At 66.6% G+C, this 13631-nt stretch carries 10 protein-coding genes; 7 read left to right on the top strand and 3 right to left on the bottom strand.

The window, feature by feature from the left end; genetic code table 11:
- The first annotated feature begins 151 nt into the window (after positions 1-151).
- Both AC3A5K_RS03095 and AC3A5K_RS03090 read left to right on the top strand, forming a co-directional pair.
- The gene (locus AC3A5K_RS03095; RefSeq protein WP_487616031.1) at positions 152-1207 is read left to right on the top strand and encodes an HD domain-containing phosphohydrolase; all 1056 of its coding nucleotides are present in this window, start codon (positions 152-154) and stop codon (positions 1205-1207) included.
- A gap of 10 nt (positions 1208-1217) precedes the next feature.
- The gene (locus AC3A5K_RS03090; protein ID WP_487616030.1) at positions 1218-3392 is read left to right on the top strand and encodes an ATP-binding protein; all 2175 of its coding nucleotides are present in this window, start codon (positions 1218-1220) and stop codon (positions 3390-3392) included.
- Between the two features lie 12 nt (positions 3393-3404).
- Here the strand turns inward: AC3A5K_RS03090 and AC3A5K_RS03085 are convergent, their stop codons facing one another.
- A complete protein-coding gene (locus tag AC3A5K_RS03085) occupies positions 3405-4289 on the bottom strand; it encodes a crotonase/enoyl-CoA hydratase family protein (RefSeq protein WP_487616029.1) in 885 nt (294 codons plus the stop codon).
- 169 nt (positions 4290-4458) lie between these two features.
- Entirely contained in the window at positions 4459-6138 is a 1680-nt protein-coding gene (locus AC3A5K_RS03080) for a long-chain fatty acid--CoA ligase (protein ID WP_487616028.1), read from the bottom strand.
- 35 nt (positions 6139-6173) lie between these two features.
- Here AC3A5K_RS03080 and AC3A5K_RS03075 point away from each other — a divergent pair, with 35 nt between their 5' ends.
- Both AC3A5K_RS03075 and AC3A5K_RS03070 read left to right on the top strand, forming a co-directional pair.
- Complete coding sequence (locus tag AC3A5K_RS03075) at positions 6174-6797, top strand: nuclear transport factor 2 family protein (protein ID WP_487616027.1); 624 nt, start codon at positions 6174-6176, stop codon at positions 6795-6797.
- Positions 6798-6951: 154 nt separating this feature from the next.
- Entirely contained in the window at positions 6952-7173 is a 222-nt protein-coding gene (locus tag AC3A5K_RS03070) for a hypothetical protein (protein WP_487616026.1), read from the top strand.
- A gap of 58 nt (positions 7174-7231) precedes the next feature.
- Here the strand turns inward: AC3A5K_RS03070 and acnA are convergent, their stop codons facing one another.
- Entirely contained in the window at positions 7232-9991 is a 2760-nt protein-coding gene (gene acnA, locus AC3A5K_RS03065; protein ID WP_487616025.1) for an aconitate hydratase AcnA, read from the bottom strand.
- A gap of 311 nt (positions 9992-10302) precedes the next feature.
- Between acnA and AC3A5K_RS03060 the strand changes: the two genes are divergently transcribed.
- From AC3A5K_RS03060 to acnB, 3 genes are read left to right on the top strand one after another with little or no spacing between them, the layout of a single operon-like run.
- The gene (locus tag AC3A5K_RS03060; protein WP_487616024.1) at positions 10303-10575 is read left to right on the top strand and encodes an AbrB/MazE/SpoVT family DNA-binding domain-containing protein; all 273 of its coding nucleotides are present in this window, start codon (positions 10303-10305) and stop codon (positions 10573-10575) included.
- The gene (locus AC3A5K_RS03055; RefSeq protein ID WP_332077238.1) at positions 10572-10973 is read left to right on the top strand and encodes a type II toxin-antitoxin system VapC family toxin; all 402 of its coding nucleotides are present in this window, start codon (positions 10572-10574) and stop codon (positions 10971-10973) included. The genes AC3A5K_RS03060 and AC3A5K_RS03055 overlap by 4 nt, the downstream gene beginning before the upstream one ends.
- A gap of 47 nt (positions 10974-11020) precedes the next feature.
- Positions 11021-13612, top strand: a complete 2592-nt coding sequence (gene acnB, locus AC3A5K_RS03050) for a bifunctional aconitate hydratase 2/2-methylisocitrate dehydratase (RefSeq protein WP_487616023.1) — start codon at positions 11021-11023, stop codon at positions 13610-13612.
- The last annotated feature ends 19 nt before the right edge of the window (positions 13613-13631 follow it).

Genomic DNA, 13631 nt, shown 5'->3' with positions numbered 1-13631 from the left:
CGATCGCCTCCGCCGCGCGTGGCCGTTCCGCTGCGCGCGCCGCGTTCGTACTGGAACGTGACCACCGCCACACCCGTCTGGCGCAGCACTTGCTTCCAGTCGGGATGGGCCGCGATGATGCGGTCTGACAGGGGTGGAGAGGAGCCAGGGGATGAATATCGTCATCGTTGACGACCAGACGTCCGCGCGGACCATGCTGCGGCACATTCTCGAGGACATCAGTCCCGAGCTGGAAGTGTTCGATTTCGATGATCCCGAAGTCGCGCTGCGCTGGTGCGACGACAACCGCCCGGATCTGCTGCTGCTGGACTACCGCATGCCGGTCGTCGACGGCCTGGAGTTCGCGCGTCGTTTCCGCCGTCCGCTGCTGCATCGCGACGTGCCGATCGTGCTGGTCACCGTGGTCGGCGACGAGCCGATCCGCCAGGCGGCGCTGGATGTCGGCGTCATCGATTTCCTGGTCAAGCCGGTGCGTCCGCGCGAGCTGCGGGCGCGGTGCCGCAACCTGCTGCAGCTGCGTCAGCAGTCCGAATCGGTCAAGCAGCGTGCGCTGTCGCTGGAGCAGCGCCTGCTCCGCAGCATGCACGAGGTCGAGGAACGCGAACGCGAGACGCTGACCCGGCTGGCGCGCGCGATCGCCTATCGCGATGCCAGCACCAGCGCGAATCTCGAACGCGTGGCCGCGGTCGCCGGCATGGTGGCCGACGCGATGGGGCTGTTCGAGGACGAGGTGCGGATGATCGAACTCGCCGCGCCGCTGCACGACATCGGCAAGATCGCGATTCCGGACGCCATCCTGATGAAGCCCGGTCCGCTGACGGCCGAGGAAACCGCGGTGATGCGCCAGCATCCGCAGATCGGCTACGACCTGCTGAGCAACAGCCAGAACCGCTTCATCCAGCTCAGCGCGCTGATCGCGCTGCGCCACCAGGAGCGTTACGACGGCAGCGGGTATCCCGACGGGCTGGTGGGCGACCAGATACCGTTGGAGGCGCGCATCGTCGCGATCGCCGACGTATTCGACGCGCTGATGTCGCAGCGTCCGTACAAGCGGGCCTGGTCGATCGAGGAAGCGCTGGCCTATATCGGCGAGAACAGCGGGCTGCACTTCGACCCGCGCTGCGTCGAGGCGATGCTGTCGAACGTGGACCGCCTGCACGAGATCTGCGCCCGGTTCGGCGGGCGTCCCCCGGGCGTCCTGCAGTGAGCACGATGGGATGAACGCTGCGCTGTCATGGATGAAAGGGCGGCTGTCGGGACGGACGGACAGCGAACACGGGCAGGCGCTCATCCGCCTCGCGCTTCTCTTCGTGGTGCTGCTGTTCCTGCTGTGGACGGACCGCAGCGGCGCACGCCCGCCGGCCTACGAAGCGGTCATGGCGATGGTCATCGCCGGTTTCTCGATCGGCGCCGCGCTGTTCGCCTGGATCCTCGCGCAGCCGGGCACGTCGCATCCGCGCCGGGTCATCGGCATGCTGGCCGACTACGGTCTGATGGGCGCGGCCATGACCGTCATGGGCGGCCCGATCGGCTGGGTCTATGTGCTGATCCTCTGGGTCACCGTGGGCAACGGTCTGCGTTTCGGCACGCGCTATCTGTATGCGGCGATGACCATGGCCGCGCTGAGCTTCGGCGGCGTGCTGGCCTCGACGCCGTACTGGCAGGCGAACCTGAGTCTCGGCATCGGCCTGCTGATCGGGCTGGTCGCCATTCCGCTGTACCTGTCCGGCCTGCTGCGCGACCTGACCCGCGCGACGACCGAGGCAATGCGCGCCAGTGAGGCCAAGAGCCGCTTTCTGGCGAACATGAGCCACGAGTTCCGCACGCCGCTCAACGGCCTGGCGGGCATGACCGAGCTGATGGCGACGACCCGGCTCGATCCCGAGCAGCGCGAATATCTCGCCACGATCCGCGCTTCGACCGGCAGCCTGCTGGCGCTGGTCGAGGACGTGCTCGACATCTCGGCGATCGAGGCGGGCAAGCTCAAGGTCGCCGAACATCCGTTCTCGCTGCGCGAGGTCGTCACCGGAATCGATCTCGTCCTGCAGCCGGGCGCCCGCGCCAAGCGGCTCGAGTACGTGTCGCAGGTTGCCGACGACGTGCCGGATCTGCTGCTGGGCGATCCGGCGCACCTGCGCCAGGTGCTGACCAACCTGGTCGGCAACGCGGTCAAGTTCACCCACCAGGGCTCGGTGCGGTTCGATGTGCGCCGCGCCGTGGAGACGTCGACCGGGCTGCGTCTGACCTTCACCGTCAGTGATACCGGCATCGGCATTCCGGAATCGGCACGGGCACGGCTGTTCGAGGCCTTCGAACAGGTGGACACGACCCTGTCACGCGGTTTCGGCGGCACCGGCCTCGGCACGAGCATCGCCAAGCGACTGACCGAGGCGATGGGCGGCACGATCGGCTTCGAAAGTACCGAGAACGCGGGCAGCCGGTTCTGGGTCGAACTGCCGTTCGCGCTGGCGGATGCCGCCACGCCCGTCGCGCTGGCCGATGCCGACATCGGCGCGGTGTCCGCGCGCGCCAATGTCACCCAGGCCAACGTCATCGCCTTCAGCGATCCCTTCCTGCGCCACCGCGTCCGCGTGCGCAGCATGCGGGTGCTGATCGCCGACGACCATGCGGCCAACCGGATGGTGCTCGAGCGCTTGTTGCAGAAGGCCGGTCACAGCGTGACCAGCGTCAACGGCGGCGAAGAGGTGCTGGACATCATCGCGGCTGAAGATCACGACGCGATCGTCGTCGACCTGCACATGCCAGGCATGAGCGGGCTGGACATGCTGCGTCAGATCCGTGCGATGCAGGCGGGCGGAGCGCGCACGCCGGTGATCGTGCTCAGCGCCGACGTGACCCCGGAATCCATCGCGAGCTGCCGCGAGGCGGGCGCACATGCGTTTCTGGCCAAACCCGTCGTGGCGGTCAAGCTGCTGGACCTGCTGGCCGACATCGCCTTGCCCGGGGTGCGTCCGGTCGCCGAACTCGCGCCCTCGCCGGTGATGGAGCCGATCGGTGACGACGTGCTGGATCCCGAAGTGCTGGACGAACTGGCGTCGCTGGGACTGGGCGAGACCTTCGTCGCGAGTTTCGTCGTGCAGTGCCAGGACGATGCGCGCAGCTGCCTGCGCGGAATCGGGCAGGCGGGGGCAGAGGAAAACTGGAGCCAGATGCGCGACCACGCGCATGCGCTCAAGGGCGTCGCCAGCAACATGGGCATGATCCAGCTGGCGGCGACGAGTGGTGATGTCATGCGGGTGGCGGAGTGGCAACTGCGCCGCGACTGGCGTCAGCGGCTGGAAACGCTGCAGTTGCAGTTCGAAGCCGGCCGCGCCGCATTGCGCACGCGCGGACAGCCCGTGTCCGCGCGTGATGTGGGCCAGGAGCCCTGAAACGCCCTGGCGTCAGAGCGCCGCGGCGCCCTGGCCGGGGCCGTAGCTGCGACGCGATTGCGCTTTCACGATGCGGTCCATCGTCCGCAGCGAACGATCGCCCAGTCCCAGTGCGGTATCGACCCACACTTCGGTGATGCCCATCAGCTCGTCGTAGCCGACCGGCTGGGCGATGCCGCGGACCGCGTTCAACGCGATGTGCGCGTGCGGTGCGCGCTGCTGCCGGCGGATCAGATCCTCGACTGCCGCCTCGCCCTGGCCCTTGGGCACGAGGATGTCGACGACGCCCATGGCGTGCATCTCTTCGCTGCTGAAGAGGTTGCCTTCGAGAATGATGCGCTCGGCCAGCTGCGCCGGCAGCCGCTTGCTCAGGAACGAGTACGCACCCATGCCCGGGAACAGGCCGAACAGCACCTCGGGCAGGCCCATCTGCACGCCTTCCTCGGCGACGATGGTCTGGCAGGCGAGGGCGAGTTCGAAGCCGCCACCCAGCGCGTCGCCCTGCAGCAGCGCGATCATGCGCACGTCGCCGCCGAGGCCGGTGTGGATGTGATGCACGCCGTCGATGCACTTGCGCGCATAGGCCAGCAGGTGGGCGCGATCGCCGCTGCGGATGAGCTGGGCGAACAGGGCGAGGTCGCCGCCAAGGTTGAACGCATCGGCGTCCGAGGCAATGACCACATGCCGGAGCCGTCCCGGCTCGCGCTGCTGTTCCCGGAGCGTGATCGCGTTGAGGAAGCTCCACATGTCGTCCATCAGCGCCGGCCGGAAACAGGGACGTTCGCCCTGCGCCAGATGGCGGTGCATGTACATGCGGTGGACCAGATTGGCGGGATCCGATTCGACACGCATGGTCGGATACGGACGGGCACGGAGCAGCGGTTCGACGTTGTTCATTGGAAATCCCCTGTAGCAAGGGACCCCGTCGGCCGGGCACCCGACGGGGTCCCGATGAATGCAGATACGCCCGATGAGCGCTTCTATGCGCTCATCGGGCGATCGGGGCAAGGACTTCCACGGGCTTGGACCTGAATGCCAAGCCCGTCACGTCAATCTGGGACCTGCGTCACGCTTTAGGCGCTTCATCCCGGAGTTCGCGGCGCAGGATCTTGCCGACGTTGGTTTTCGGCAACTCGGTGCGGAACTCGACCACGCGCGGGTGCTTGTAGCCGGTGAGATGTTCGCGCGCATGCGCCTTGACCTGGTCGGCGGTCAGCGACGGATCCTTGCGCACGATGACGACCTTGACGGCCTCGCCCGAGCGTTCGTCGGGCACGCCGATCGCCGCGACTTCGAGCACGCCCGGCATCATCGCGATGACGTCCTCGATCTCGTTGGGATACACGTTGAAGCCCGAGACCAGGATCATGTCCTTCTTGCGATCGACGATGTAGAAGAAGCCGTCGGCATCCATCTTCGCCATGTCGCCGGTATGGAACCAGCCGTCGGCATCGATCGCCTGGGCGGTGTCCTCGGGACGCTGCCAGTAGCCCTTCATCACCTGCGGGCCGCGGATGCAGAGTTCGCCGACTTCGCCCTTGGGGACCTCGGCGCCGTCTTCGCCCTTGATGCAGGCTTCGGTCGACGGGACCGGCAGACCGATCGCGCCGTTGTACTCGGCCAGTGTCATCGGATTGATGCAGGCCGCGGGCGAGGTTTCGGTCAGGCCGTAGGCTTCGATCAGGGTGGTGCCGGTGACCTGCTTCCAGCGGTCGGCAACGGCGCGCTGCACCGCCATGCCACCGCCCAGCGTGAGGTGCAGCTTCGAGAAGTCGACCTGGTCGAAGCCAGGCGTATTGAGCAGACCGTTGAACAGCGTGTTGACGCCGGTGATCGCCGTCATCTGAATGCCCTTGAGCTCCTTGACGAAGCCGGGCATGTCGCGCGGGTTGGTGATCAGATGGTTGTGGCTGCCGAACTTCATGAAGACCAGGCCGTTCGCCGTCAACGCGAAGATGTGGTACAGCGGCAACGCCGTGACGATCAGCTCTTCGCCCGGCTTCGCATTCGTACCCACCCAGGCCGAGGCCTGCTGCATGTTCGCCACCATGTTGCGGTGGGTCAGCATCGCGCCCTTGGCGACACCGGTCGTGCCGCCGGTGTACTGCAGGAACGCGATGTCGTCGAGCGTCGTCGACACGTCAGGCAGCGCGTGCTTCGCACCGATCGACAGGGTGTCGCGGAAGCGGACCGCGCCCTGGATCGCGTACTCGGGCACCATCTTCTTGACGTGCTTGACTACGAAATTGACGATCGGGCCCTTCGGAAAACCGAGCAGGTCGCCGAGGCCGGTGGTGATGACCTGCTTGATCTGGGTGTCGGCCAGCACGTCCTGGACGGTCTTGCCGAAATTGTCGAGCACGAGGATCGCCACCGTGCCGGAGTCGACCAGCTGGTGCCGCAGCTCGCGCGCGGTGTACATCGGATTGGTGTTCACCACCGTCAGTCCGGCGCGCAGGATGCCGAAGATCGCGATCGGATACTGCAGACAGTTGGGCATCATGATCGCGACGCGATCGCCCTTCTTGAGCTTCAGTTCGCCGAGCAGATAGGCCGCGAATTCACGGCTGCGCGCATCGAGCTCGGCGTAGGTGATCGTCCGGCCCATGTTGGAGAACGCGGGGCGGTCCCGGAACTGTGCGATCGCTTCTTCGAGGACTGCGGGGACCGAGCGGTATTCCTCGGGATCGATCTCGGCAGGTACGCCAGCCGGGTAGTTCGCCAGCCACGGGCGGTGTTCGGTCATGCAGTCCTCTCCCTGAGATTGAAGGTCGTCACTCGATGCGGTGGCCGTACCTGTGCAATTCCAATCGATTGGAGCATAGGCTCCAGGGTGTGGCAAGGCGGCGGGGCCGGCGCGAAGTGCGGATAATCGCGCATCGCAAACGGGGAAGCGCATCGATGACAGGACAGACCGACAACGCATCCGGACGGCGCCGCATCGCGGCGGGCATCAGCGCGAACGCAATCGCCGTGGTGCGCGGCGCGGCCTGCGTTCTGGTGATCGCACTGTTGGCCGCTTGCACACGCACACCGCCTGAAGAGGCGCTGCGCGAAACGGTTGCCCTGATGCAGCAGCACATCGAAGCGCGGGACGCGTCCGGTCTGCAGGACCTGCTCGACGACGACTTCGCCGGTCCCGACGGGCTGGACCGGCGCGGTGCGCGCCAGATGGCCACGGTGATGCTGATGCGTCATCGCCGCATCGGCCTGACCCTCGGTCCGCTGGACGTGCAGATGCAGGGGGACGACCGTGCCACGGTGCGTGCGACCGCGGCATTGACCGGCAGTTCGGGCGCCGTGCTGCCCGACAGTGCACGTGCCTACCGGATCGAAAGCGCATGGCGCCGACGAGGCGACGACTGGACTTTGCTGTCGCTGCAGTGGACGCCGGTCGGCGGTTGAGGCGCCGGCCGGCGCGATCCGCGTTCGCGTGCCAGACAGTCCACTTCCCGGCGCAGGTCACGTCGTGACCATGACGCCCGATATCGGCGTGCCGCGCTGAACTCGGCTCCAGCGTTACGAAGACGCGTTCTGGAGACACCTTCGGCGTCGGCTGATGCAGCAGGTCATGCACAAAATCGCTGCAATTGGTGAAGGCATCTCGTGCGCGGCATTGCCGCGCGATGGCCCGAACGCCCGGCGCGCCGCGCAGGGCCGGGCTTCCGCTCTTCTAAGGCGCGGTTCGTTACTGCTTCGCTGCCAACTGACGCAGCACGTAATGCAGCAGGCCGCCGTGGTAGGTGAGGGGCATCGCGTGCGCGGCATTGCCGCGCGATGACCCGAACGCCCGGCGCGCTGCGCCGGGCCGGGGTTCCGCTCTTCTAAGACGCGGTTCGTTACTGCTTCGCTGCCAACTGACGCAGCACGTAATGCAGCAGGCCGCCGTGGCGGAAGTACTCCACTTCCTTCGGCGTCAGCAGCAGCACTTCGACCTCGAAGGTCTTCGTGCTGCCGTCGGTCTTCGTGGCGGTGACCTTGGCGTTGCGGGCCTTGCCGTCCTCGAGTCCGCTGATGTCGATGGTTTCCGATCCATCGAGGCCCAGGCTCTGTGCGTTGTCGTCGTTGAGGAAGCGGCACGGCAGCACGCCCATGCCGACAAGGTTCGAGCGGTGGATGCGCTCGAAGCTTTCGGCGATGACGGCCTTGATGCCGAGCAGGTTGGTGCCCTTGGCCGCCCAGTCGCGCGAGGAGCCGGTGCCGTATTCCTTGCCGGCGAAGACCACCAGCGGCACGCCGTCGGCCTTGTACTTTTGCGCCGCGTCGTAGATCGCCAGCTTCTCGGGCTCGCCCTTGCCGAAGTACAGCGTATTGCCGCCTTCCTCGCCGCCGAAGAACAGGTTCTTGATGCGGATGTTGGCGAAGGTGCCGCGCACCATGACGTCGTCGTTGCCGCGGCGCGAGCCGTAGCTGTTGAAGTCCACCGGCTTCACGCCGCGGTCCTGCAGGAAGCGGCCCGCCGGCGAATCGCCCTTGATGTTGCCGGCGGGGGAAATGTGGTCGGTGGTGATCGAATCGCCGAACAGGCCCATCACGCGTGCACCGTGGATGTCGTCGATGCTGCCGACGTCCATTGTCATGCCGTCGAAGTAGGGCGGGTTCTTGATGTAGGTCGAGGCTTCGTCCCATTCGTAGAGATCGCCATCGGGCGATTCGATCGTGTTCCAGCGGGTGTCGCCCTTGAACACGTCGGCGTAGTTCTTGGCGAACATCTCCGGCCCGATCGTCTTGGCGATGAAATCGCCGATCTCCTGATTGGTCGGCCAGATGTCGCGCAGGTACACGGGATTGCCGTCCGCATCCTTGCCCAGCGCATCGTGGGTCAGGTCGATGTCGACCGTGCCGGCGATCGCGTAGGCGACGACCAGCGGCGGCGAAGCGAGATAGTTCATCTTCACTTCGCCGTGGATACGGCCTTCGAAGTTGCGGTTGCCCGACAGCACGGCAGCCACCGCCAGATCGTTCTCGGCGATGCCCTTCGACACCGCGTCCGGCAGCGGGCCGGAGTTGCCGATGCAGGTCGTGCAGCCGTAGCCGACGACGTAGAAGCCGAGCTTCTCGAGATCGTCGAGCACGCCGGCTTTTTCGAGGTAATCGGTGACCACCAGCGAGCCCGGCCCGAGCGAGGTCTTGACCCACGGCGCGGCCTTCAGGCCCTTGGCCGCCGCATTACGTGCGAGCAGGCCGGCGCCGAGCATCACCGCCGGGTTCGAGGTGTTGGTGCACGACGTGATCGCGGCGATGACCACCGAGCCGTCGGTCAGTTCGTGCTCGCCATCGTCGAGCGTGATCTTCGACACCGGACGCGCGGCGAGGCGCTCCGCCTGCGGCTGTCCGCCGCCTTCCTTCTCGAAGCGGTCGACCTGCGGATCGTCGCTGCCGGCCTTGCTGCGCTTGGCGATCAGCGGGCCCACATTGTCGCGGAAATTCTGCTGCACCTTTTCCAGCAGCACGCGGTCCTGCGGACGCTTCGGACCGGCCAGCGACGGGCGCACGTCGGCCATGTCGAGTTCCAGCACGCTGCTGTATTCGGCTTCCGGCGCGCCGGGTTCGTGCCACAGCTGCTGCGCCTTCGCATACGCCTCGACCAGTGCGATCTGGTCTTCGCTGCGGCCCGACAGGCGCAGATAATTCAGCGATTCCTGGTCGATCGGGAAGATGCCGCAGGTCGCGCCGTACTCGGGCGCCATGTTGCCGATCGTCGCGCGGTCGGCCAGCGGCAGATGCTGCAGGCCTTCGCCGAAGAACTCGACGAACTTGCCGACGACGCCATGCTTGCGCAGCGTCTCGGTGACGGTCAGCACGAGGTCGGTCGCGGTCGCGCCTTCCGGCAGTCGGCCCGTCAGCTTGAAGCCGACGACCTGCGGAATCAGCATCGACGACGGCTGGCCGAGCATCGCAGCCTCGGCTTCGATACCGCCGACGCCCCAGCCGAGCACGCCGATGCCGTTGATCATCGTGGTGTGCGAATCGGTGCCGAACACCGTGTCCGGATAGGCCCAGGTCGAGCCGTCCTCGCGCTCGGCGGTCATCACCACGCGGGCGAGATGCTCCAGGTTCACCTGGTGGACGATGCCGGTGTTGGGCGGGACGACCTTGAAGTTGTCGAACGCCTTCTGGCCCCAGCGCAGGAAGCCGTAGCGTTCCTTGTTGCGCTGGAATTCGATCTTGCCGTTGAGATCCAGCGCATCCGGGCGGCCGAACACGTCGACCTGCACCGAATGGTCGATCACCAGTTCCGACGGAATCAGCGGATTGATCTGCTCCGGGCGACCGCCGAGGCGGACCACGGCGTCACGCATCGCGGCGAGGTCGACAACGCAGGGCACACCGGTGAAATCCTGCAGCACCACGCGCGCCGGCATGAAGGCGATTTCGGTGTCGGGCTCGTTCTTGGGATTCCAGGTCGCGACCGCTTCGATATGCCGGGCCGTGACACTTTCGCCGTCCTCATGCCGGAGCAGGTTCTCCAGCAGGATCTTCAGCGAGTAGGGCAGGCGCGCGATGTCGAAGCGGTTGCCGAGCGCGGGCAGGCTGGCGTACTTCAGGCGGCGGCCGCCGACCTCGAGTTCGGCGTGGGTGGAGAAGGAATCGGTCATGCGGGTGCTCCTGTCGCGGTGTGCTGGCGATGACGCCGGGGGCGGTCATGGCGTGCGGGGACGGGGTCGATGCGGTGCAACGCCGGCATCGGATCGCCGGTGCATCGATCGCAGCAGTGTAGGCGGATCCACGTGGCGGAATTGTGGTCAAGGATGGCGCGTCTGCGTTTCCGGAACACTGCAGGGATCTGGCGCCAGGGGCGTTCGCTGACCGCCGGAAAGCCGCCAGGACGGCGTCCCGCGCCGCCATGCCGACTTGGGTATGCGCAGTCAGGTATGTATAATCGGCGCATACCGAATCGGAGCCCGCCATGGAAGCCACTGTCGCCGAACGCGGCCAGATCACGCTGCCCAAGGCGGTCCGCGACGCGCTGGGCCTGAGCAAGGGCACGATTCTCAAGGTCGAGCTGGAAGGCAGCCGGATCGTGCTGCGCAAGAGCGTGGACGACGCCGTCTCCCGCGCCCGTGGCCGGTTCAAGCTCGAAGGTTTCGATGACACCGACGCCGCAATGCGCGCCGTGCGTGGCCAGCCGGTCGCTGACGCTGAAGCCGGCGCCAGTCCCGACGGAGACGCCGACCGGTGATCGCCGTCGACGCGCCCGTGCTGGTGGATCTGCTGGCCGACGGCCCGCAGGCCGACGCCGCCGAGGCCTGCCTGCGCCAGTACCTGAGCGCGGGCCCGGTCGTCGTCTGTGATGTCGCACTGGCCGAGATCTGCGGTGCGCTGCATGACGGCGCCGACACCATGTCCGTGCTCGAGGACATGGGCGTGCGGTTCTCGGCGATCGAGGCGAAGTCCGCGTTGCGCGCCGGCGAGATGCAGCGACGCTCCTGGCAGCGCGGCGACATCGCCGGTCGCCCGTCGCGCGATTTCCTCGTCGGGGCGCATGCGCTGTTGCAGTGCAATGGCCTGATTACCCGCGACGACGCGTTTTTCCGCACCTATTTCAAGGGTCTCAAGCTGATCGTACCGTCGGCCTGAGACCGGTTTTCCCGGTACTACACGAACAAGACTCTGGAGTTGCCCGCATGTTGGAAGCCTACCGCCACCACGTTGCCGAGCGCGAAGCGCTGGGAATCCCGCCGCTGCCGCTCGATGCGCAGCAGACCGCTGCCGTCATCGAACTGCTGAAGAATCCGCCGGCCGGTGAGGACGCATTCCTGCTCGACCTGCTGACCCACCGCGTACCGGCCGGCGTCGACGACGCCGCCAAGGTCAAGGCCTCGTATCTCGCCGCGATCGCGTTCGGCACCGAGCGCAGCGCGCTGATCACCCGCGCGCGCGCCACCGAACTGCTGGGCACGATGCTCGGCGGCTACAACGTGCAGCCGCTGGTCGACCTGCTCGACGACGCCGAAGTCGGCGCGATCGCCGCCGAAGGCCTCAAGCACACGCTGCTGGTGTTCGACGCGTTCCATGACGTCGAAGAGAAGTCCAAGGCGGGCAACGCCAATGCCAAGGCCGTGATCCAGAGCTGGGCCGACGCCGAGTGGTTCACCAGCAAGCCGGAAGTGCCTGCTTCGATGACGCTGACGGTGTTCAAGGTGCCGGGCGAGACCAACACCGACGACCTGTCGCCGGCGCCCGACGCGACCACGCGTCCGGACATCCCGATGCACGCGCTGGCGATGCTGAAGAACAGGCGCGACGACGCGCCGTTCGTGCCGGAAGAAGACGGCAAGCGCGGCCCGATCCAGGCCATCCGCGATCTCAAGGAGAAGGGCCATCTGGTCGCCTACGTCGGTGACGTGGTCGGCACCGGTTCGAGCCGCAAGTCGGCCACCAACAGCGTGCTGTGGTGGACCGGCGAGGACATTCCGTTCATTCCGAACAAGCGCTTCGGCGGCGTGTGTCTGGGTTCGAAGATCGCGCCGATCTTCTACAACACGATGGAAGACGCCGGCGCGCTGCCGATCGAACTCGACGTGTCGCAGATGGAGCAGGGCGACGTCATCGAACTGCGTCCGTATGACGGCAAGGCGCTCAAGAACGGCAGCGTCATCGCCGAATTCCAGGTCAAGTCCGAAGTGCTGTTCGACGAAGTGCGCGCCGGCGGCCGCATTCCGCTGATCGTCGGTCGCGGCCTGACCGCCAAGGCGCGCGAGTCGCTGGGCCTGCCGACGCTGGACCTGTTCCGCCTGCCGCAGCAGCCGGCCAACACCGGCAAGGGCTTCTCGCTGGCGCAGAAGATGGTCGGCCGTGCGATCGGTCTGCCGGAAGGCCAGGGCGTGCGTCCGGGCACCTATTGCGAGCCGAAAATGACGTCCGTGGGCTCGCAGGACACCACCGGTCCGATGACCCGCGACGAGCTCAAGGATCTCGCGTGCCTCGGCTTCTCTGCCGATCTGGTGATGCAGTCGTTCTGCCACACCGCGGCCTACCCGAAGCCGGTCGACGTCAAGACGCATCACACGCTGCCGGAGTTCATCTCCACGCGCGGTGGCATCTCGCTGCGTCCGGGCGACGGCATCATTCACAGCTGGCTCAACCGCATGCTGCTGCCCGACACCGTCGGCACCGGCGGCGACTCGCACACGCGCTTCCCGATCGGCATCTCGTTCCCGGCGGGCTCGGGTCTGGTCGCGTTCGCAGCGGCGACCGGCGTCATGCCGCTCGACATGCCGGAATCGGTGCTGGTCCGCTTCAAGGGCAAGCTGCAGCCCGGCGTGACCCTGCGCGATCTGGTCAACGCGATTCCGCTGTACGCGATCAAGGCCGGTCTGCTGACCGTCGCCAAGGCCGGCAAGCAGAACATCTTCTCCGGCCGCATCCTCGAGATCGAAGGCCTGCCGGATCTGAAGGTGGAGCAGGCGTTCGAACTGTCCGATGCCTCGGCCGAGCGGTCAGCGGCGGGTTGCACCGTGCACCTCGACAAGGCGCCGATCATCGAATACATGACCTCGAACATCGTCATGCTGAAGTGGATGATCAGCGAGGGATACGCCGACGCGCGTTCGATCCAGCGCCGCATCGAGAAGATGGAAGCCTGGCTCGCTGATCCGCAGTTGCTCAAGGGCGACGCCGATGCCGAGTACGCCGCGGTCATCGAAATCGACCTGGCCGACGTGCACGAGCCGATCGTCGCGTGCCCGAACGATCCGGACGACGTCAAGACGCTGTCGGACGTGTCGGGTGCGGTGATCGACGAAGTGTTCATCGGTTCGTGCATGACCAACATCGGCCACTTCCGCGCCGCGTCCAAGCTGCTGGAAGGCAAGCGCGACATCCCGACCAAGCTGTGGGTCGCGCCGCCGACGAAGATGGACGCTGCCGAGCTGACCAAGGAAGGCCATTACGGCACCTTCGGCGCCGCCGGTGCGCGCATGGAAATGCCGGGCTGCTCGCTGTGCATGGGCAACCAGGCGCAGGTGAAGGAAGGCGCGACGGTGTTCTCCACGTCGACGCGCAACTTCCCCAACCGTCTGGGCCGCAACTCGAACGTGTATCTGGGGTCGGCCGAACTCGCGGCGATCTGCTCGCGTCTCGGCCGCATTCCGACCAAGGCCGAGTACATGGCCGACGTCGGCGTGCTCGACGCCTCGGCGACCGAGATCTACCGCTACATGAACTTCGACCAGATTGCGGAGTACGTGGACGCGGGCGAGAAGACCGCCGCCTGAGACACGGCCGGCCTTGCGC

This window comes from Luteimonas sp. Soil_C_5 (genome assembly GCF_057656615.1).
Note: the sequence above shows the minus strand (reverse complement) of the source record. Positions and strands in the feature narration are given on the sequence as shown.